Origin of the sequence: Staphylococcus sp. GDH8C109P (genome assembly GCF_017893405.1) — a bacterium.
GTDB classification, from domain to species: Bacteria; Bacillota; Bacilli; order Staphylococcales; family Staphylococcaceae; genus Staphylococcus; species Staphylococcus cohnii.
Genome location: NZ_JAESMX010000013.1, coordinates 228,415 through 250,866, shown reverse-complemented (window position 1 = coordinate 250,866; position 22,452 = coordinate 228,415). Strand labels below are relative to the sequence as shown.

The window sequence follows — 22,452 nt, the reverse complement described above, 5'->3', positions numbered from 1 at the left end:
CTAGAAAACTTTAATAAGAGAGGTTAGTTAAATGACACAACAAATAGGTGTAGTAGGTTTAGCCGTAATGGGTAAAAACCTTGCTTGGAATATTGAATCACGCGGATACAGCGTATCAGTTTTTAACCGTTCTTCAGAAAAAACAGATGAAATGGTAAAAGAATCTGAAGGAAAAAACATACATCCAACATATTCAATGGAAGAATTTGTAAATTCCTTAGAAAAACCCCGTAAAATTTTATTAATGGTAAAGGCTGGTACAGCAACAGACGCAACAATTGATACGCTATTACCATTATTAGATGATGATGATATTTTAATTGATGGTGGTAATACAAATTATCAAGATACAATCAGACGAAACAAAGCTTTAGCTGAAAGTGGTGTTAACTTTATTGGTATGGGTGTATCTGGTGGTGAAGTTGGTGCATTGACTGGACCTTCACTTATGCCTGGTGGACAAGAAGCAGCTTTTAATAAAGTGAGTCATATATTAGAAGCTATATCAGCAAAAGCAAAAGACGGTGCACCATGTGTAGCTTATATTGGTCCAAACGGTGCCGGTCATTACGTTAAAATGGTTCATAATGGTATAGAATATGCTGACATGCAATTAATTGCAGAAAGTTATGCAATGATGAAAGACTTACTAGGTATGTCACATAAAGATATTGCTCAAACATTTAAAGATTGGAATGCTGGTGAATTATCAAGTTATTTAATAGAAATTACTGGTGATATTTTCAATAAATTAGATGATGAAACAAATGGTCCATTAGTTGAACAAATATTAGACACAGCTGGCCAAAAAGGTACTGGTAAATGGACATCTATAAATGCTTTAGAACTAGGAATACCTTTAACAATTATCACTGAGTCTGTATTTGCTCGTTTTATTTCTTCAATCAAAGAAGAACGTGTAAATGCTTCAAAACAATTAAATGGTCCTAATGCCAAATTTGAAGGTGATAAGGAAGCATTCCTTGAAAAAATCCGTAAAGCACTTTACATGAGTAAAATTTGTTCTTATGCACAAGGTTTTGCTCAAATGAGAAAAGCTAGTGATGACAACGCTTGGAACCTTCAACTTGGTGAACTTGCTATGATATGGCGTGAAGGTTGCATTATCCGTGCTCAATTTTTACAAAAAATTAAAGAAGCATATGATAATGATAGCGAACTACAAAACTTACTGTTAGACCCTTATTTCAAAGATATCGTTACGAATTATCAAGAAGCTTTACGTGATGTTGTTGCAACAGGCGTACAAAATGGCGTTCCGACACCAGGTTTTTCTGCAAGTATTAACTACTATGATAGTTATCGTTCAGAAAATTTACCAGCTAACTTAATCCAAGCACAACGTGATTACTTTGGTGCACATACTTATGAACGTAAAGATCGTTCAGGTATTTTCCATACACAATGGATTGAAGAATAATTTAGATATTTTATAATAATCAGTTTTTGAATAACTATCTCAAAAGACAAAAAATGCCAGAGACATACACAATTCAAGCTTTTAAAATATATATTTTTATAAACGTAAATAAATAATAACTTCAATTAATAGAGTGAAATTAAAACACTTTCGTTGAATTCATAATAAAAAATGAATTTATACGGAAGTGTTTTTTTCGTTTTAAAAATAATAAATATATTCATTTGTAAGCGATTGCGCTAAAATTTTGACTTTTATACGTACATTAATTAATCTATTAATATATATGATTAAGTCTATTATATTTAATATTGTATTAAGCTATGACAGTTTAAACATTGGTACTATTTTTCATACTATATTTATATGGCACGCTAGTTCATAGTTAAAATTTCAGATATAAATATTGATAGGATTTAACAAATTTAATACCATTATAGGGGGATTTATATGAAAAGGGAATGGTGGAAAGAAGCAATCGCTTATCAAGTTTATCCAAGAAGCTTTAATGATACTAATAGCGATGGTATCGGAGATTTAAAAGGTGTGATAGAAAAGTTAGATTACTTAGAGGATTTAGGCATTGATGTTATTTGGCTTAGTCCAATGTATAAGTCGCCAAATGATGATAATGGCTATGATATAAGTGACTATAAAGATATCATGGATGAGTTTGGAACCATGGACGATTTTGATCAATTATTAGATGAAGTACATCAAAGAGATATGAAGTTAATATTAGATTTAGTCGTTAATCATACATCAGACGAACATCAATGGTTTATAGAATCAAAATCAAGTAAAAATAATCCTAAACGTGACTGGTATATATGGAGAGATCCGAAACCAGATGGATCGGAGCCAAATAATTGGGAAAGTATATTTAATGGATCTACATGGGAATTTGATGAACAAACAGGTCAATATTATTTTCATTTATTCAGTAAAAAGCAACCAGATTTAAACTGGGAAAACCAAGAAGTCAGAAATGCTATTTTTGAAATGATGAATTGGTGGTTTAATAAAGGTATAGATGGTTTTAGAGTAGATGCTATAACACATATTAAAAAAACATTTGAAGCTGGTGACTTAAAACTACCAGAAGGAAAAGATTATGCACCGGCTTTTGAAGTAGATATGAATCAGCCTGGTATACAAACTTGGTTACAAGAGATGAAAGATAAATCTTTAAGTCATTATGATATTATGACCGTAGGAGAAGCAAATGGTGTTAGTCCAGAAAACGCTGAACCTTGGGTAGGTGAGACAACTGGCAAATTTAATATGATTTTTCAGTTTGAACATTTAAGCTTGTGGAATTCAGGCGATGTTAAATTTGACGTCAACGCATATAAAAATGTACTCAATGAATGGCAAAAAAAACTTGAAAATGTTGGATGGAATGCATTGTTTATTGAAAATCATGATCAGCCAAGACGTGTATCAACTTGGGGTGATGATACGTATTATTGGTTTGAATCTGCTACAAGTCATGCAGTCGTTTATTTTTTACAGCAAGGCACACCATTTATCTATCAAGGTCAAGAAATCGGTATGACCAATTATCCGTTTGATGATATTGAAACCTTTAATGATGTTGCAGTGGTCAATGAATATAAAATTGTCAAACAACAAGGTGGCGATGTCTCAAAACTATTAGATAAACATAAAAAAGAAAATAGAGATAATTCTAGAACGCCTATGCAGTGGAATAATTCTAACTTTGCAGGATTTTCAGATGTAACACCTTGGTTTCCAGTAAATCCAAACTACAAAGACATTAATGTTGCACATCAACAAAAAGATCCAGATTCAATATTAAATTTCTATAAAGCTTTAATAAAGTTAAAAAAATCTCATGATGTTTTTACATATGGTGAATTTAATTTGGTTGATTCAAAAAATAACCAGATATTTGCATATACACGAGAATTAAATGATCAATACGTACTAATTGTTGGTAATTTAACAAATAAAACAGCTGAATTATCCTTTAATGCAACATTCTTGGAAGAAAACATATTACTACATAACTACAAAGATAGTCAGATTGATTTTGAAAATATTCAACCATACGAAGCATTTGTAATTAAACTTTAGAAACAATTATCCAGCAATTAAGATAATGATTAACAAACAAAAATATAGCGAGTAAGCAACATATATAAAATATGTTTGCTTGCTCGCTATGTATTGTTTAAGCGTATTTTCATGTTTTTATTCTAATATGTCATATTGTTCTTGATCAACAGGCATCCATAATTGAACTTTAGTGAATGGATCATCGAATGAAATGTCAAATGGATAAACTTCAACGTACAAACTATTATGCTCATAAGGTAAAGTCATTTGAAGGCTGGTCTCTATATAATACCAAGCTTCATTGACTACATAATCCATCTCACCTTGTAAATTAAATTTAGCATATTGTCTTTCAGGTAAGAAACGACTTTCAAGGTGCGCAGGATATCTTTCACTCGGTACGCCAACAAAAATTTCCATTCCATTATCAAGCGGACAATTAACCACAAAGAGTTCATGAGGACTCGTATCATTATATCGCTGTAATTCTTTAATTTTATCATCAATTAATAAATCTTCTAAAAAATCAGGCACTTTATAAGGGTTATCAATTTCCTCTGAATTTAAGAACTTGGCATAACCTACTAAAGACAAACCTTGCGTATCTTCCAAACGATACGCATAAGGGGCACGTTCTGTAGTAGTAAGTTTAATATAAAGCCTTGCTTGCAATTTTAATTCGTCTCGTTTTGTATTGACTTGAATAGGAGAAACACCATGAAAATCACTAAAATCATTAGCAAAATCATTAGCGTCTTTATAGCTATACTTTTTTGCAACATCTACCAAGCGAGCTGAACCACTTAATATGTCTTGTGCTGCTAAAGTCAATCTTCTTGACCTTGCATATTCTGTTGGTGATTGACCTACAATCATTTTAAATGATTGGTCAATATGAAATGGTGAAAGACCAACGTAATCACTAAGTGCTTGCAAATGTAGAGGCTCTAGCAAATGATCTTCAATATATACAATTGCCTGTTGGATTTGCTTGATAACGTCCAAAACTTTCACTCCTAAATGATAACGAAATACATATGATCATGTACCTCGTTACTTTTCTATACACAATGTTATGAAACATTGTTGTTTAATTCTATTTTACATCATTTTCATGTGACTTACATCTCAAAAATATTAAATAGGGTAAAATGTAAACATCTTAAAATTGTATATGCATGATTTAATCAATAGTCTAAATCATAACACAAATAAGGTATAATAAAAAAGCAACAACACAAGCTCACATTGAAACTTGTATCATTGCCTTATTTTTAAAAAGTTGATTAATGGATATCGTCCCACCAGTGGAAGCCATCTCTACTTAATAGTAAATCACTCGCTAATGGGCCATTTGTTCCAGCTGTATAATTAGGAAATTCCGGTTCATTTTGGTTCCATTCTTCTTGTATTGCATCAACAAATTTCCAAGTTGATTTTAATTCTTCCCAATGCGTAAAGTTAGTTGCATCTCCATTTAAACAGTCAAATAATAAATTTTCATAAGCATCCACTGTGTTCATTTTATCTTGTGCACTCATTGCGTATGATAGTTGAACTGGCTCAGTTTCAATGCCTTGTACATTCTTTTTAGCATTTAAATGTAAAGAAACACCTTCATTTGGTTGAATATTAATAACTAATAGATTGGAATCTAGTTTTTTATCTGTTTTATAATATAGATTCATTGGTACTTCTTTGAATTCGACGACTACTTGTATCGTTTTGCTCTTCATTCGTTTACCAGTTCTTATGTAGAACGGTACGCCAGCCCATCTAAAATTATCAATCGTTAGTTTACCAGAAACAAAAGTTGGCGTTGTAGAATCTTCTGCAACACGATCCTCATCTCTATATCTTTTAACTTGCTGTCCTTCTATGATACCTTCATCATATTGACCACGAACAAAATTTTGACGAACTTCTTCAGGTTCTAGTTTACGTAATGATTTTAAAGCCTTAACTTTTTCTGCTCTGATATCTTCACTATTTAAACTTATAGGCGCTTCCATTGCTAGTAAAGCAACCATTTGCAACATATGATTTTGCACCATATCTTTTAATGCACCACTAGATTCGTAGTAACCACCTCTGTCTTCAACTCCAAGCACTTCCGACGAAGTAACTTGAATGTTTGAAATATATTTGTTATTCCATAATGGTTCAAACATTGCATTAGCAAAACGAAGCACTTCAATATTTTGCACCATATCTTTACCAAGATAATGGTCAATACGGTAAATTTCTTCTTCCTTAAATGAACGACGTAGTTGTTCATTTAATTTTTCAGCAGATTCTAAATCTGAACCAAATGGTTTTTCAATAACTAAACGTTTGAAACCAGTTGTATCTGTTAATCCAGAAGATTTTAAATAATCAGATATAACACCAAAGAAGTTTGGAGCCATAGCTAAATAAAAGAGTCTATTACCTTGTAATTGGAAATCGTGATCTAATTTATTACTGAATTCTAATAGTGATTGATAACTTGCTTCGTCACTTACATCGTGTTTGTGATAAAATACGTGTTCCATAAACTTATCTAGGTGTTTAGTATCTTTAACGTGTTCTTGAATTGACGACTTCACTTGACTACGGAAATCATCGTTTGTTAAGTCTCTTCTACCAATTCCAACGATTGCAATGTGCTCATTCAAATTTTCTTGTTGGTATAAATGGAATAATGATGGAAATAATTTTCTGTGACTAAGATCACCAGTTGCTCCAAAAATTGTAATTAAGCATGGGATATCTTTATTTCTAGTATTCAAGATCAAAACCTCAATTCTTTATTAAATCTGTATTTATTATAGACCAATACACCAATATCTTCCCACAATTTTGCTTGTAATATCATATTTTATTATATTTTCAATACTTTTATATGATAAAATATGAACAAGAAGAGGAGGCATATGCATGGAAATTACGTTTTTTGGGACAAGTGCTGGTCTACCAACTAAAGAAAGAAATACCCAAGCGATTGCATTAAATTTGGAACCATACTCCAATAGCATTTGGCTTTTTGATGTTGGTGAAGGCACACAGCATCAAATATTACACCATTCAATCAAATTAGGAAAAGTAGATCACATTTTTATTACGCATATGCATGGTGATCATATATTTGGTTTACCTGGGTTACTCACAAGCCGATCTTTTCAAGGGGGCGAAGATAAGCCTCTTACTATTATTGGTCCAAAAGGTATTAAATCATATATAGAAACTACTTTAACTTTATCAGAATCAAAATTAAATTATCCAATCACTTATATTGAAATAGAGGAACAACTTTCTTATCATCATAATGGATTTAATGTTGAAGCACATATGTTAAATCATGGTATTCCTTCTTTTGGATATAGGGTAGAAGCGCCATATAAATCTGGTAAAATCAATGTTGAAGCGCTCAGAAACATTGGGTTAGAACCAGGACCTAAATATCAAGATGTAAAAAACAATGAAACGTTCGAATACAAAGGTGAGATTTATAACTCTAAAGATTTTAAAGATGATGCAATTAAAGGTCCAGTCGTAGCAATTTTTGGAGATACTATGCCTTGTAAAAATGAAATGATAATTGCACGTTATGCAAATATCATGGTACATGAAAGTACATATATAGAAGGAGATAAATCATTAGCTAATAACTATCACCATAGCCATATTGATGACGTTTTTGAATTGATGAGAGAAGCAAATGTTGACTATAGTTTAATAACACATATCAGCAATCGTTATACTAAAGAAGAAGTGTGCGATATTAGTAAATCGCTTAAGGCTTTGAGTAATACGCCACCGTTTAGTTTTGTTAGTGATTTTGATTCTTGGCAATTTTAATAAATGAAAAGTGGGGCAGTTTCTTAAAATTGTAGTATTTTACAATTTAGATGACTGTCCCACTATTTTATAACAATTTAAGTTCTTTTAAATTTTAATCATTGTCTTGGTTAGCTAATTCAATACTTCTATTTACTGCAGAACGTAAACAATCTTCGAAAATAGCTTCTATGTCATGCTCTGCAAGTGCATTAAGGCCTGCCTGTGTTGTTCCACCTTTAGAAGTAATGTTTTTTCTTAACTGTTCCATACTCAATTCTGAACGTTCTATCATTTTGCTCGTCCCTATGATTAAATTCCGAATGGATTCTTCTACCTGTGATTTTTCCAAACCTAAACGTGTGCCCGCTGTGACATATTGCTCAAAGACATGGTATAAAAAAGCTGGTCCGCTTCCAGTAATTGCTGTAACTTGATGCAAATTATCTTCTGAAACTTCTATCGCAGATCCAAATGCGTTTATTAAATTATCAACTTCATCTTTTGACTTAGCGTCAAAATTATTGGAAAAGCTAATACCAGTAACTGAATGTCCAACATGCGCATTTGTGTTTGGCATGATACGTGCAATTGGATTGTTAGAAGCTAATTTTTCACGGATATATTTTATCGGTAAACCAGCCATAATAGAAATAAATTTATTTTTTTCTGCAATATACGGCTTTATACGATCTGCTAAATCATCGAAATCATATGGTTTCGTTCCTAAGAATACATAATCTGCATCTTTTAACAATGCTGCATCATCATAGCTATAGTTAACACCTAACTCGTCAGCATATTCTTTTAATGCAACTTCATTTGAACGATTCGTTAAATAAATATCATTAGAATCAATCACTTTAGAACTAACAATACCTGTAAAAATTGCATGCGCCATATTTCCGGCACCATAAAATACTAATTTCATGTGAAGACTTCACTTCCTCTTTGTTTTTTATGTTTCCATACTAACATAGATTTAAATTATGGCTAAGAATTTTTAAAGGCCTGTGGCAAAATATCGTATACCCTCATATACTTAAACTATGAAATTAAAACAAGGAGAATTTACTATGATAGGTAAACATTTTGTGTTAACTGGTGGTACAAGTGGGTTAGGTAAAGCTATATTAAAAGCATTATTATCTAAAAGAGCATATGTCACAGTACTTGCCCGAAATCCAGATAAACTAAAACAATTCGCAACACCATATGATACAGAACATCTAAATATCATAAAATGCGATTTACAATCACAACAAGAAATCATTAATTTAAAAGAATACTTTCAACACCATACTATTGATGGACTTATATACAGTTCTGGCCTTGGGTATTTTAAATCTATTGAAGATCATACATTTGTTGAAATGCTTGAAACATATAAACTAAACGTGATCCATTTCAATATATTAATGAAAGTTTTGCAACCGGCATTCTCAAAAAATCCAATAATAGTAGGTATAGGTAGTCAAGCTGCCTTTATAAGTCAAGGTTATGCTGCACATTATGGTGCAAGTAAAGCAGCATTTAACCAATTATTAAATGCACTGCGTATTGAAAAACCAAATTATCATATTATGACTGTTAATACTGGGCCAATAGCGACACCATTTCATGAAAAAGCAGATCCATCTATGAAATTTGCAAAAAAATACAGGGACATGATGCTAGCCCCTGATAAATTAGCAAACCAAATTATCAATGGTATAATTGAGAAAAAATTAGAAATTAATCAACCTAGATGGATGCATCATTTATTAAAAATTTATCAATTGATGCCACGATTTATAGAAAAAAACTTCACTTTCTTATTTAAGAACAAAGGTTAGCACTTACTCAAAGTTTGGAAATATTCATTTTGACTATATCATTAAAAAAAGAAGATAAAAATGTGGCTATGAAGCTTTTTAAACATAAAAACGTCAATTTCTATAAAATCACAAGAGAAATTGACGTTTTTACTTTGATTGAAGTTATTTAAATTTTCATCTTTGCTCAGACATACATGTTTTAGGACAATGAAAAGAGATTTATTTTAAATGTTGAGTATATTCTAAATTTTTCACTCGATCTTGTGCTGCTTTTAATGCTTCTAAATTTATGTCTTTTGAACGTTGATAATTTTTTACATTTTCATCCAATTGATCTGTACTACTTGCACCAACAATGATAGAACCCAATGCATCATGAGAAGTTAAATAATTAAAAGTAAGTGCAGATAAATTACTTTCAATTTCTTTAATTGATGCAATTGTTTCTCCAAGTTCTTGATAACTATAATCAAAAATACCATCACTAAATTTTGAATCTAACACATTATTACTTTTAGCAGTTAACAATCCTTTAAATACTGGACCACGTGCTAGTACTTTAACTTTTTTAGCATGCACATCATCTAAAAGTTGTTCTGGTCTGTTATCAATTAAGTTAAATTGAGACATTAGCGTTTCGATATCGCTATGTTTTAAATAGTAATCAATCACGTTAGGTCTGATTGACGAAATACCATAAGCACGGATAATACCTTCTTTCTTTAATTCATCGAAAGCACTAATCGTTTCATCTATAGGATCATCAATCGTACCACCATGTAACTGATATAAATCTAAATGATCTAAACCAAGTCTTTTCAATGAGCCTTTCACTGCTTCTTTAATATAAGATTTAGAAGGATCCCATGTTGTAGAACCATCTTCCGTTAAACGATTTCCTACTTTTGTACCAATGATAATATCATCTCTATTTTGGTATTTCTTTAATGCCTCACCAACGATTGTCTCGTTTACACCTTTGTCATACATATCAGCTGTATCAAAATAAGTGATACCATGTTCAATTGCACGTTCTATGATAGGCTCTGCTTGCTTTTTATTTGTCCCAAGACTCATACAACCTAAACCTAACTCTGAAATTTCTATACCGCTTTTCAAAACATTTTTTTGCATGTTTTATCTCCTTTCGATACACTTGAATAATAGGGCGTAGACGTAATAAAGTTAGATGGATTTTCCATATTAACTATCTATACATAGCAAAAATGAAACATGTATATGTCCATCCGCTATTCCCATAATAACTAATGAGTATATCTTAACAATATCTTAAACCAATTAAAAGGACTGTGATTATATATGAACCTATTTGAAAAGACCTTACATAGTACTTCTATTTATAAAGGGACAATCATTGATTTAGAAGTCCACGATGTTGAACTACCCGATGGACAAACTTCTAAACGAGAATTGATATACCACAATGGTGCTGTCGCTGTTTGTCCAATAACACCTGATAATAAAGTGATATTAGTGAAACAATTTCGTAAAGCTTGCGAAAAACCACTTTTAGAAATACCCGCAGGCAAATTGGAACAAGGCGAAGAACGAATTTCAGCTGCCAAACGTGAACTTGAAGAAGAAACAGGTTTTATTGCTGATGAATTAGAACATATTACTGAAATGTATGGTTCTCCAGGTTTCTCAAATGAAAAAATATCAATTTATATAGCTGAAAATTTAACAAAAGGTAAAATGCAATTAGATGAAGATGAATTTTTAGAATTAGCATATTATGATGTGAATGAAATTAAAGCATTGTTAGACAATAAAGAATTAGAAGACGCAAAAACTATAATCGCTTTACAACATTTATTACTTAATTATAATCATTATAAATAAGATGCGAGAATACTTGCGAATTTTATCAATTATTGGTATTTTATATATATCATAACTAAATTAAAATGATTATAATTATTAGTAGGGGAGTGAGGCTTCCGTGGAAGAACGATTAAATCGCGTGAAGCAACAATTACAGCAATCATCTTATAAATTGACGCCACAACGTGAGGCAACTTTAAGAGTTTTAATTGAAAATGAAAAAGACCATTTAAGTGCTGAAGATGTTTATTTGAAAGTTAAAGACAAAGCACCTGAAATTGGACTTGCAACTGTCTATCGTACTTTAGAATTGCTGGCAGAATTAAAAGTGGTCGATAAAATAAATTTCGGCGATGGTGTCGCTCGATTTGATTTGAGAAAAGAAGGAGCAAAACATTTTCATCACCATCTTGTTTGTATGGAATGTGGTAAAGTAGAAGAAATCGAAGAAGACTTATTACCTCGTGTAGAGGAAAGAGTTGAAAATGAGTTCGAATTTAAAATATTAGACCATCGTTTAACATTCCATGGTATTTGTGCGTCATGCCAAGCAAAAGGGAAATAAATTTAAAAATACTATTTCAGAAATAGAGGTAGTACAGTGAAAAATATTATAGATGAATATTTGAAATTTATACAATTAGAAAAAGGGTTAAGTGTCAATACAATAGGTGCATATCGAAGAGATTTAAAAAAATATGATGAATTTTTAACATTACACAAAATTAGTCATATTGATTTTGTGGATAGACAAGTCATTCAGGAGTGCTTGGGTCACTTACATGATGAAGGTGCATCTTCAAAATCATTAGCTCGCTTCATTTCTACTATTCGCAGTTTTCATCAGTTTGCATTAAGAGAAAAATATGCAGCAAAAGACCCAACAGTATTAATAGAAACACCTAAATATGATCGTAAGTTACCAGATGTTTTAGAAATAGATGAAGTACTTAGACTATTAGAGACACCTGATTTATCCAAAAACAACGGTTACAGAGATCGCACAATGTTAGAATTACTTTATGCTACCGGAATGCGTGTATCAGAACTGATTCAAATTGAACTAGAAGACGTTAATTTAATTATGGGCTTTATACGTGTTTTTGGAAAGGGAAATAAAGAGAGAATTGTGCCATTAGGCGATACAGTGATTGAATACTTAAACACTTATTTAGAAACGGTAAGACCACAATTATTGAAAAATACGGTCACAGATACACTATTTTTAAACATGCACGGCAAACCTTTATCGAGACAAGCGATATGGAAAATGATTAAACAAAATGGTATCAAAGCAAATATAATAAAAACTTTAACACCACATACATTAAGACATTCATTTGCTACCCATTTACTTGAAAACGGAGCAGATTTACGTGCAGTACAAGAAATGCTTGGTCATTCTGATATATCTACAACACAATTGTATACACACGTTTCGAAATCACAAATTCGTAAGATGTATAACGAATTTCATCCAAGAGCATAAACACAGACTGGTTTATTCGATTGAATAACTGGACTGTGTTTTTTTATTGATACCATAGAATATAAAAATCATCTACATAAGCAAAGTGTTTATACTGATCTATTTCGTGCTTGTAAAGCACGTTTTCTTGCCGCTTCAACTTCAGTTCTATCCCTTTTCAAATGATGATCTATGATATAATCATCTTCAATTTTATAATATGTCATCACATAATTCGGGTACTGTTTTAATATAATTTGTTCCATTGTATCTGTTAAAGGTAGATGAATTGGCTCAAAAGATTGCTCTTTTTTTGCAGCTTTAATTAATCCGATTAGCAGTCTTTTATACGCTTGTATATCAAGTCCAATATTAGTCGCTGAATCATAGTTTTCAATTACTTTTAATGCCTTATTAAAAGATTTGTGGGCGCCTACATAATTATGTCTACGGTAATGATAAGATCCAGTTGCAATCAATATAAGGCTCACAACAGCATCATTCTTATTGTAATTTGGGTTGTTTTTCCAAGCTTCTTCTAAAATATCATGACAAAGAAAATAATGTTGCTTTGTATGAAATTGAAAATAAAAATCTTTTAGTGCATTTTCTAACATGAATATCGCTCCGATTTTAAATGTTTATAATAAACATGCTATAATAATTTAGTGAATTACGCACTTAACTTGCTAATATGAGGTAGATAAAATGTATGAAGTAAAACTCGATGCCTTTAATGGTCCTTTAGATTTATTATTGCATCTTATTCAAAAATTTGAAATTGATATTTATGATATACCAATGAAATCTTTAACAGAACAGTATATGCAATATATACATGCGATGAGTCAATTAGAAATTAATGTGGCAAGTGAATATTTAGTTATGGCTTCAGAATTACTTATGATAAAAAGCAAAATGCTATTGCCTCATTCAGAAGAAATTGACGATTTAGATGATGATCCGCGTGAAAATTTGGTTGAGAGATTAATTGAATATCAAAACTATAAAGAATACACAGTGCTCTTAAACGAAAAAAGGGCGGAAAGAGAAAAGTATTATTCCAAGCATCCAACAGATTTAACGCACTTAGAATCAAATGAAACTTGGGACCCTAATAATACGATTGATTTAACAGAGTTAATCATAGCTTATCAAAAAGTAAAAAATCGTGTTGAATATCAAACACCTAAATCCGTTGATATTCGAAAAGAAACGTTTACAATTCAACAAGCTACTTCACAAGTAACTCAACGTTTACAAAAGCATGAATCATTCAACTTTTTTAGTTTATTTAATTTTACTGAACCATTGGAAATGGTTGTTACTCATTTCCTTGCAATACTAGAAATGTCTAAATCTGGAATCGTAAATATTGAACAACAAAAAAGCTTTGACGATATTAATATTTTAAGAGGAGTTAATTATGGCATTGAACGATAAAGGAATCCTGGAAGCATTACTTTATACTGCAGGTGATGAAGGACTTGAAGAAAAACAAATTCTAGAAATTTTAGACATTAACCAAGATTATTTTCATACATTAATAAAAGAATATGACGCTTGTGGCTTAGAAATTCAACATTATGGGGAACATTATGTTTTAACAACTAAAAAAGACGCATCAGAATACATTGAGAAGTTAATAGAACAAAAATCTAAAATGAAATTATCGCAAGCAGCAATGGAAGCATTATCGATCATAGCATATAATCAGCCATTATCTCGAAGTGATATCGAAATGATTAGAGGTATTAATTCTGATGGAGCAGTCAAAACTCTGATAGCACGTGGATTAATTGAAGCAAAAGATGAGGAAGATTCCAGAAGTCAACAATTATATACAACAGCATTATTTTTAAATGTATTTGGTATTGAACAATTAGATGATTTACCAACTACTGATGAAGAAGACGAAGAAATAGAAGCTTTCTTTAGTAATTTAGTAAATCAAAAAGGAGATAATAATGAATAAAGAAACAGAAAGATTACAAAAACGCATCGCAAATAGTGGTTATACATCAAGACGTAAAGCTGAAACATTAATTACAGAAGGTAAAGTAAAAGTAAATGGTGAAATTGAAACAGAATTAGGTACTAAAGTTAAACCGACAGATATGGTAGAAGTTGAAGGAATTAAATTAGAACAAGAAGATAAACTATACATTCTTTTCTATAAACCTTCGCAAGTTATCACTAGCGTATCAGATGACAAAGGTAGAAAGGTCGTTACGGATTATTTTAAACAAATTAAGACAAGAATTTATCCAGTCGGACGTTTAGATTATGATACATCAGGGTTACTTTTACTTACCAACGATGGTGAGTTCACTAACTTAATGACACACCCTCGTTATAAAATCAAAAAGAAATATGTAGTTAAATTAAAAGGTTATCTAATGCGTGAAGAAGTTAAAGCATTAGAACAAGGTATTAACTTAGAAGATGGAAAAACACAACCTGCAACAGTTAAAATCAAAAATCAAGATAAAGATAAAAATACTACACTTGTTGAAATTACAATAACTGAAGGTCGCAATAGACAAGTTAGACGCATGTTTGAACACTTTGGTCATCAAGTATCAAAATTACAACGCATAGAATTTGGCCCTTTAAATCTAAAAGGACTCAATGCGGGTGAAGGTCGCGTACTTACACCTCATGAAGTAAAAATGTTACGTCAAATTGCAGAACACGGACATTAAATATGACTTTATTTTAACAAAACTTGATATTGATAATTTTTTCACAAACTTTTCATTCATAAACACTTTTATAGCTCAACCTATGATATAATATGGTTAAAATTGAAAGTTAGCAGTGTGGGAGGGTACGAACCTATGTCAAATGAAATACTTATCGTCGATGATGAAGATAGAATCAGACGATTATTGAAATTGTACTTAGAAAGAGAATCTTTTGAAACTCATGAAGCTAGAGACGGACAAGAAGCATACAAAATGGCAATGGAACATGATTATGCATGTATCTTATTAGATTTAATGTTGCCAGAAATGGATGGTATTACTGTGGCATCTAGATTAAGAGAGCAAAAGGAAACACCAATTATTATGTTAACTGCTAAAGGAGAAGAAACAAACCGCGTAGAAGGTTTTGAATCCGGCGCAGATGATTATATTGTAAAACCATTTTCACCACGTGAAGTGGTTTTGCGTGTAAAAGCTTTATTAAGAAGAACTCAAGTTGCGCATACAGAACAAAGCGAACCACATGCACGAGATTTAATAGAATTTGAGCACCTTGTAATTGATAATGACGCACACCGTGTGCTAGCAGATGGCAACCAAGTAAACTTAACGCCAAAAGAATATGAACTTTTAATCTTTTTAGCAAAAACGCCAAATAAAGTCTTTGATCGTGAACAACTTTTAAAAGAAGTATGGCACTATGAATTTTACGGAGATTTGCGTACTGTTGATACACATGTAAAACGTTTAAGAGAAAAATTAAATCGTGTTTCTGATGAAGCTGCCCAAATGATTCAGACTGTTTGGGGCGTTGGCTATAAATTCGAGGTTAAATCTGAAAATGAACCGACTCAATAACGTAGTAGTAAAACTGTGGTTAACTATAATCTTTATAGTAACGACAGTTTTAATTTTATTAAGTGCAGCACTTATAACGTTTATACAATCATACTTTACGCAAGAAACAGAAGATTCATTACTTGAAGATGCTAAAAGAATCAGTCATTTAGTTGAGAATTCAGATGATAAAACAACTGCCATAAAACATAGTAAATCACTTATTGAGGGGCCGGTAGGGCTCATCATCATGAACCATAAACATATGGATAGTATTAATAACGATGAGACAAAAGAAAAAATGTTCAAAGAAATTAAAGGTAATAAAAACTATGAAAAAGTGTTCGATCGAGGAGAACAGATATCAGAGCACGTGACAATTGATATGAATAAACAGCAAAAAACCTATGTTTTAATAGGCTATCCATCTAAAAATTTAGAGTCTAGTCCTCATAATAGTATATATAGTGGGGTTTTTATCTATCAAGATTTGAAAACGATAGAAGATACCAATAATGTGATTACAGTCATTATATTAATTATTGCAATAATCTTTTTATCTATTACAACTGTGTTTGCCTTTTTCTTATCATCACGAATTACAAAACCGCTTAGAAATTTAAGAACACAAGCATTAAAAGTTTCTAAAGGGGACTATGCTCAAGTAGTTCCTGTTAATTCTCGAGATGAAATTGGAGAATTATCACGTGCTTTTAACACGATGAGTTCCGAAATACAGCAGCATATAGACGCACTATCCTCATCTAAAAATATCAGAGATAGTTTAATAAATTCTATGGTTGAAGGTGTACTTGGCTTTAATGACAAACAAGAAATAATCATATCAAACAAGATGGCACAAAATATTTTGAAAATATTAGATGCTCATGATTTAGACAAGCTTGATCGTCAAAACGAATTAACATTTAAAACCCAACAAACACAATTCGAAGAATATGAAATTAGTACACGTTATTTTGTCATTATTACAAGTTATATTGAACAAATTCAACCTGATGGTAGAAGTGGTATTGTGGCTATTATTCGTGATATGACAAATGAGCATAATATTGATCAAATGAAAAAAGATTTTATTGCTAATGTATCACATGAATTGCGTACACCTATTTCATTATTACAAGGATATACAGAGTCGATTGTTGATGGCATTGTAACAGAGCCAGACGAAATACATGAATCATTGTCAATTGTACTTGATGAAACAAAACGTTTAAATCGATTAGTAAATGAATTGCTCAATGTTGCACGAATGGATGCTGAAGGACTAACTGTAGAAAAAGTAAAACAACCCATTGATCCGCTGCTAAATAGAATGCAACAAAAATACCAAAAACAAGCAAGTGATTTAAAATTAACGATGAATTTAAATCCAAATACGCAAAATCAATTATGGTATTTCGACACTGATAGAATTGAACAAGTGTTGACCAATCTTATTGATAATGCTACAAGATATACAGAACCCGGTGATTTAATATCAATTAGTTATGGAGAAACAGAAAGTGAAAATATCTTATACATTTCAGACACAGGTTCTGGCATTGCTCCAGAACACTTACAACAAGTATTTGATCGTTTCTATAAAGTTGATACCGCTCGTAAACGGGGTAAACAAGGGACTGGCTTAGGATTGTTTATCTGTCGTATGATTATTGATGAACACGGTGGAACGATTGACGTTAAAAGTGAACTTGGCAAAGGTACTACTTTTATAATAAATCTACCAAAACCAACAGAGGAATAGGATAACACTTGAGTATCAATTAATTAGTATAAAGTAAAATATAATTTAGTTTATAGATGTGAATATTTATAAAGCATGCATGTTCTGATCAAGACGAGATTGGAAATCACTATTTTAATATTGATTTCTAATTTCGTCTTTTTTAAAAATAATATCATTTACTTAGAATAGAGCACGACTATTGTTTTTATCTGAGTAATAGGCTATGATATATTTATAAAATTTAAGAAATTCATCTTCGGGGTAGGGTGTAATTCCCAACCGGCAGTAATTTAAGCCTGCGACCCATTTATCTATTAATGAGATAAATGGCTGATCTAGTGTAAATCTAGAGCCGACAGTATAGTCTGGATGGGAGAAGATGGAGGGTTTTTGTTGTGCAATTAAATCCTCCTTTTCTGTGTAAGATGAATGGAAGGAGATAATTGAATATGCAACAACAAACCAAACGACTTATTACAATAAGCATGTTAAGTGCGGTGTCATTTATTTTGATGTTTATAAAATTTCCAATTCCTTTTTTACCGCCGTATTTAACACTAGATTTTAGTGATATTCCAGCTTTGTTAGCAACTTTTAGTTTAGGACCAGTAGCCGGTATTATTATATTATTCATAAAAAATTTACTTAATTTCTTATTTAATATAGGTGATCCAGTTGGTCCCATTGCTAATTTCTTAGCTGGTGCGAGCTTTATTTTGAGTGCTTTCTATATTATAAAAAATAGACATACTGTCAAAACACAAATTATTGGATTTGCTATAGCGACAATTGTCATGACTATTGTTTTAAGTATTTTAAACTATTTTGTTTTATTACCACTATATGGCATGATTATGAATTTAACTAATGTAGTTGAAAATATTAAAATTGTTATAGTTTCAGGTGTTATACCTTTTAACATAATAAAAGGTATAATTATTTCTTTAATATTTATGTTATTATTCAAACGTTTGGAAAAAATTTTACTTAACTAATAATTAAGTACACGTTTTTATCTACAGTTATGAAACAAATAAAAATGCAAGACACGAGATTGGCTGAGATAAATTTATTATCTCAGCTTCTTTTGTTATTAAAAGGTTTTGATAAATTTTAAACTTGAAGTTATTACCATTTATAATTTCTCTTTATTCGTTGTGCTTATGCGCCTCATTTATAACAATTTTGTAATGTGCTGACGCCTAGGGGAATGGTATGCGCGAGAGACTACAGGCTCGAGCCATATCCCAGGCAAGCATGCACTACAAAATCGTAAAATATTAAATATAAAATTATCACATAACGTTTATATTAATTCATATCAGTTATTGAAATATAAAATTATCAACATAACCTTAACGTTTATATTAATTCATATCAGTTATTGAAATGAAAAATTATTAACGAAGATTAACTAACGTATCACTTATAGCGATTTTGTAATGTGCTGACGCCTAGGGGAATGATATGCGCGAGAGACTACAGGCTCGAGCCATACCCCAGGCAAGCATGCACTACAAAATCGTAAAATGTTAAATATAAAATTATCACATAACGTTTATATTAATTCATATCAGTTATTGAAATGAAAAATTATTAACGAAGATTAACTAACGTATCACTTATAGCGATTTTGTAATGTGCTGACGCCCAGGGGAATGATGTGCGCGAGAGACTACAGGCTCGAGCCATATCCCAGGCAAGCACGCACTACAAAATCGTAAAATATTAAAAAATAAGAATTATGTACAACGCTTTGCTCGTTCATTTCCAAATGATAATCTGCATAATGTTTGTTTTTTCCTAATATAAAAGCTCAGCATTTTCATTAATACAATGAATACACTGAGCTTATATAAATTAAATTCATTCAAAAATGAATATCTATTTGATTAATTTTATTATTCAAATTTTAAAGGGTCCCCGTCAAAAGATTCCTCTTCAATTTTAATAGAATCTGTAGGACAACCTTCTAATGCATCTTCCATGTCTTCATATAATTCCTCTGGTACTTCCGCAGTACCTTGGTTATCATCTAGTATAACGTATGCGATACCTTCATCGTCGTAATCATATATATCAGGGGCAGCAGCACCGCAAGCACCACATGCAATGCATGTATCCATATCAACAATTGTATATTTAGCCAAACTCTTCGCCTCCTTTAACAAACATGCTACACTAATAACACAATTAGTATTGTAGTTACTGTTTTAAATTTTTTCAAATGTTTTTGTTTTATAAAATGAGGGAGCACACATGTATAATTTAATTCACTTTACACGAACGCAAGCACATAATTACAAAACAGAAAAAAGCATATATAATATTATCACAGGCAAAAAGTCCCATCAAACCTTTTTTGACGCCTGTAGTCAACAACTATTATCATTGTATCATAGCTTACCAAACTTAAAATATTCATCATTTGTTGGATATGCTCAAAATAAAACACAAGATGTTGATGATACGCTATTAATTCGTACGCATCCAAGGTATACATACGATAGTTTATTAAATACTTTTAAAGCAATTCAATTATTAACTCAAACAATTTCGAATGTAGCACATGATTCATTTCAATTTGTACCTGTAACACACAACAGTACAATTCAATATAGAGTAAAAAAAGTATATAACAACTTTAAAGATAAGGACATATCATACAAATTAAATAATGAATTAAATATTTTATTTTCTTCAATTATAGAAAAGAATAATAAAACCTACTTACATTACTATTTACAAGGATATAAAGAAAGCATGTATACAAGACAACAAGTTAGTTTAATAGAAGACATTTCTCAACAATATTTGTTTGTACTAGAAATGAATGATTTAGTAATAATGATGTTTGAATTAGAAAATGTAACTAAATATCCTATTTTAAGTCAATTGATTATTTTACCTACTTTACTTTTTAAAACAGAAGAAACTTACAAAGCCATAAAAAGAGGGCACAGTTTTAAACAATTAGCTAAGATGCAAAATGTAAAACCAAATACAATCGAAGATCATATACTAGAATTATTTATCAAAGGATATTTATCAGACTACGATACATTTATTAACGAGAAGACGTATACACATTTTTTAAGTTATTATGTAGAAAACCGTAGCGAAAGACTAAGAAACTACAAAGAAAAATTTCCAAAATTAAATTACTTTGAAATAAAACTATTAATCATCGGTTTTGAAAGAGGTGATTTAAATGTTGCATCATGAATTAAAAAAATGGTTTGGTTTTGATACATTTAAACCTGGGCAACAAGAAATTATAGAACATATATTAAATGATAAAAATACTTTGGGTATATTGCCTACTGGTAGCGGAAAAAGTCTATGTTATCAATTACCAACTTATATTAAGCAAAAACCAACGCTCATCATCTCACCATTAATATCTTTAATGGATGATCAGGTCATGCAATTAAAACTTCAAGGTGAGCATTACGTTTCATGTATCCATTCAGGATTAGATGAAAATGAAAAAAAACAAAACATACAATCTTTGCGACATAGTCGCTTTATATTTTTAAGTCCTGAATTTTTGTTGCAACCACATAATTTTAAACTTATAGAAAGTTTGGATTTAGGGTTAATTGTTTTAGATGAAGCACACTGCTTATCTGAATGGGGGTATGATTTCAGACCACACTATGCGCTTGTTGGGAAAATCATCAATTATTTTCCTAAAGCAAACATACTTGCTTTGACTGCTACAGCACCACCATATTTAACATACGACTTAAATCACATGTTAAATAAAACATTTACTGTTGTGAAAACAACGACGAATAGAGAAAATATTACATTATCTCACAAAAATTTCGAAGATGATCATGAAAAGTTAAAGTGGTTACTTCCAATGTTAGAACAATCAGGACCAACAATCATATATGTTTCATCTAAAAAAATGTGCCTGACTTTAGCCAAAGCAATTTACCAATATGGCTTTTTAACAGGAATCTACCATGGTGATTTAACCTATCAGGAACGACATACAGTTCAACATCAATTTATAAATAATGAAATACCCATTATTGTAGCAACGAGTGCTTTTGGTATGGGGATTAATAAAAAAGATATTCGAACAATCATACATTTTCATCTAGCTACGAGCCCATCTAGTTATATGCAAGAAATTGGGCGTGCAGGACGTGATGGTAAATCTAGCCAAGCAATCAGTCTTTATCAACCAGATGACAGCTATTTATTAGAAACGTTACTCTTTGCCGATATCATTACAGAAGAAGATGTGAGTGCATTTGAATTAGGTATGTTTTTACCACCTGAAAAAAATGAAATATTAGACGTTCTTAGTAGTTATTATAATGTTGAACAATTGCGTGCTATTTTCAAAGCAGCTTTTGAACGAAAACAACGAGGTTATTATCGAATGTTAGGCTATAAAAACTTAGATCAATGTCGCAGAGCATATATGATAGAATTTTTCGGTGAAAATCTAACATCTAAACCAACACAGTGTTGCGATAATGACTCAGAATTAAAGCCAATTCATATAATTAATAGCAAAAAAGTGAAAAGAAAAATGGATTATAAGGAAAAATTACAAAATATATTCAAATAAAAGATAAATGCTTTACTTCACTTTTTCAATCAAGCTATAATACTAAATATACACTAAAGTTTTATTTATTTTTCATATAAAATTTATACATATATAC

21 protein-coding genes and 1 riboswitch are annotated in these 22,452 nt (G+C 31.0%); of the genes, 15 read left to right on the top strand and 6 right to left on the bottom strand.

The window, feature by feature from the left end; all coding sequences use genetic code 11:
- Positions 1-31 precede the first annotated feature (31 nt).
- Positions 32-1,441 (top strand): NADP-dependent phosphogluconate dehydrogenase, encoded by a 1,410-nt coding sequence (gene gndA, locus KA867_RS06010; protein WP_210137367.1) that lies wholly within the window; start codon positions 32-34, stop codon positions 1,439-1,441.
- Positions 1,442-1,891: 450 nt separating this feature from the next.
- Positions 1,892-3,541, top strand: coding sequence for a glycoside hydrolase family 13 protein (locus KA867_RS06005; protein WP_210137366.1), 1,650 nt, complete (start codon positions 1,892-1,894; stop codon positions 3,539-3,541).
- A gap of 117 nt (positions 3,542-3,658) precedes the next feature.
- On the opposite strand, the gene KA867_RS06000 is transcribed toward KA867_RS06005, so the two are convergent.
- Complete coding sequence (locus tag KA867_RS06000) at positions 3,659-4,528, bottom strand: AraC family transcriptional regulator (RefSeq protein ID WP_210137365.1); 870 nt, start codon at positions 4,526-4,528, stop codon at positions 3,659-3,661.
- Positions 4,529-4,809: 281 nt separating this feature from the next.
- A complete protein-coding gene (gene zwf, locus KA867_RS05995; RefSeq protein WP_107504956.1) occupies positions 4,810-6,294 on the bottom strand; it encodes a glucose-6-phosphate dehydrogenase in 1,485 nt (494 codons plus the stop codon).
- Positions 6,295-6,442: 148 nt separating this feature from the next.
- Between zwf and rnz the strand changes: the two genes are divergently transcribed.
- Complete coding sequence (rnz, locus tag KA867_RS05990) at positions 6,443-7,363, top strand: ribonuclease Z (protein WP_210137364.1); 921 nt, start codon at positions 6,443-6,445, stop codon at positions 7,361-7,363.
- Between the two features lie 94 nt (positions 7,364-7,457).
- On the opposite strand, the gene proC is transcribed toward rnz, so the two are convergent.
- On the bottom strand, positions 7,458-8,273 hold the full coding sequence (gene proC, locus KA867_RS05985) for a pyrroline-5-carboxylate reductase (protein WP_210137363.1): 816 nt from the start codon (positions 8,271-8,273) through the stop codon (positions 7,458-7,460).
- A 145-nt stretch (positions 8,274-8,418) separates the two neighbouring features.
- Here proC and KA867_RS05980 point away from each other — a divergent pair, with 145 nt between their 5' ends.
- On the top strand, positions 8,419-9,177 hold the full coding sequence (locus KA867_RS05980) for an SDR family NAD(P)-dependent oxidoreductase (protein ID WP_210137362.1): 759 nt from the start codon (positions 8,419-8,421) through the stop codon (positions 9,175-9,177).
- Positions 9,178-9,378: 201 nt separating this feature from the next.
- Here KA867_RS05980 and KA867_RS05975 read toward each other — a convergent pair whose 3' ends face one another.
- Positions 9,379-10,293 carry an aldo/keto reductase gene (locus KA867_RS05975; protein WP_210137361.1) on the bottom strand — a complete coding sequence of 305 codons (915 nt, stop codon included), beginning with the start codon at positions 10,291-10,293 and terminating at the stop codon, positions 9,379-9,381.
- Between the two features lie 186 nt (positions 10,294-10,479).
- Between KA867_RS05975 and KA867_RS05970 the strand changes: the two genes are divergently transcribed.
- The 3 genes from KA867_RS05970 (at position 10,480) to xerD (ending at position 12,493) form a co-directional block, all read left to right on the top strand.
- On the top strand, positions 10,480-11,022 hold the full coding sequence (locus tag KA867_RS05970; protein WP_210137360.1) for an NUDIX hydrolase: 543 nt from the start codon (positions 10,480-10,482) through the stop codon (positions 11,020-11,022).
- Between the two features lie 100 nt (positions 11,023-11,122).
- Positions 11,123-11,569 carry a ferric iron uptake transcriptional regulator gene (fur, locus tag KA867_RS05965; RefSeq protein ID WP_019468360.1) on the top strand — a complete coding sequence of 149 codons (447 nt, stop codon included), beginning with the start codon at positions 11,123-11,125 and terminating at the stop codon, positions 11,567-11,569.
- A gap of 36 nt (positions 11,570-11,605) precedes the next feature.
- Complete coding sequence (gene xerD, locus KA867_RS05960; protein ID WP_210137359.1) at positions 11,606-12,493, top strand: site-specific tyrosine recombinase XerD; 888 nt, start codon at positions 11,606-11,608, stop codon at positions 12,491-12,493.
- 89 nt (positions 12,494-12,582) lie between these two features.
- On the opposite strand, the gene KA867_RS05955 is transcribed toward xerD, so the two are convergent.
- Positions 12,583-13,089, bottom strand: a complete 507-nt coding sequence (locus KA867_RS05955; RefSeq protein WP_210137358.1) for a DUF309 domain-containing protein — start codon at positions 13,087-13,089, stop codon at positions 12,583-12,585.
- Positions 13,090-13,180: 91 nt separating this feature from the next.
- Here KA867_RS05955 and KA867_RS05950 point away from each other — a divergent pair, with 91 nt between their 5' ends.
- From KA867_RS05950 to KA867_RS05925, 6 genes are all read left to right on the top strand, one after another.
- A complete protein-coding gene (locus KA867_RS05950) occupies positions 13,181-13,915 on the top strand; it encodes a segregation and condensation protein A (protein WP_210137357.1) in 735 nt (244 codons plus the stop codon).
- Positions 13,899-14,447: an SMC-Scp complex subunit ScpB gene (gene scpB, locus KA867_RS05945; RefSeq protein ID WP_210137356.1), complete on the top strand. Its 549-nt coding sequence runs from the start codon at positions 13,899-13,901 to the stop codon at positions 14,445-14,447. Before KA867_RS05950 ends, scpB begins: the two co-directional genes overlap by 17 nt.
- Positions 14,440-15,177 carry a pseudouridine synthase gene (locus tag KA867_RS05940; RefSeq protein WP_210137355.1) on the top strand — a complete coding sequence of 246 codons (738 nt, stop codon included), beginning with the start codon at positions 14,440-14,442 and terminating at the stop codon, positions 15,175-15,177. The genes scpB and KA867_RS05940 overlap by 8 nt, the downstream gene beginning before the upstream one ends.
- 135 nt (positions 15,178-15,312) lie before the next feature.
- Entirely contained in the window at positions 15,313-16,038 is a 726-nt protein-coding gene (locus KA867_RS05935; RefSeq protein ID WP_107385272.1) for a response regulator transcription factor, read from the top strand.
- The gene (locus KA867_RS05930) at positions 16,022-17,782 is read left to right on the top strand and encodes an ATP-binding protein (protein ID WP_210137354.1); all 1,761 of its coding nucleotides are present in this window, start codon (positions 16,022-16,024) and stop codon (positions 17,780-17,782) included. The genes KA867_RS05935 and KA867_RS05930 overlap by 17 nt, the downstream gene beginning before the upstream one ends.
- Before the next feature lie 230 nt (positions 17,783-18,012).
- Positions 18,013-18,149: riboswitch (FMN riboswitch) on the top strand.
- Positions 18,150-18,213: 64 nt separating this feature from the next.
- Complete coding sequence (locus KA867_RS05925; RefSeq protein WP_210137353.1) at positions 18,214-18,759, top strand: ECF transporter S component; 546 nt, start codon at positions 18,214-18,216, stop codon at positions 18,757-18,759.
- Positions 18,760-19,665: 906 nt separating this feature from the next.
- Here KA867_RS05925 and KA867_RS05920 read toward each other — a convergent pair.
- A complete protein-coding gene (locus KA867_RS05920) occupies positions 19,666-19,914 on the bottom strand; it encodes a ferredoxin (RefSeq protein WP_019468351.1) in 249 nt (82 codons plus the stop codon).
- Positions 19,915-20,023: 109 nt separating this feature from the next.
- On the opposite strand from KA867_RS05920, the gene KA867_RS05915 reads away from it, so the two are divergent.
- Both KA867_RS05915 and KA867_RS05910 read left to right on the top strand, forming a co-directional pair.
- Positions 20,024-20,989, top strand: coding sequence for a helix-turn-helix domain-containing protein (locus KA867_RS05915; RefSeq protein WP_210137352.1), 966 nt, complete (start codon positions 20,024-20,026; stop codon positions 20,987-20,989).
- Entirely contained in the window at positions 20,976-22,355 is a 1,380-nt protein-coding gene (locus KA867_RS05910) for a RecQ family ATP-dependent DNA helicase (RefSeq protein ID WP_210137351.1), read from the top strand. The genes KA867_RS05915 and KA867_RS05910 overlap by 14 nt, the downstream gene beginning before the upstream one ends.
- Positions 22,356-22,452 lie beyond the last annotated feature (97 nt).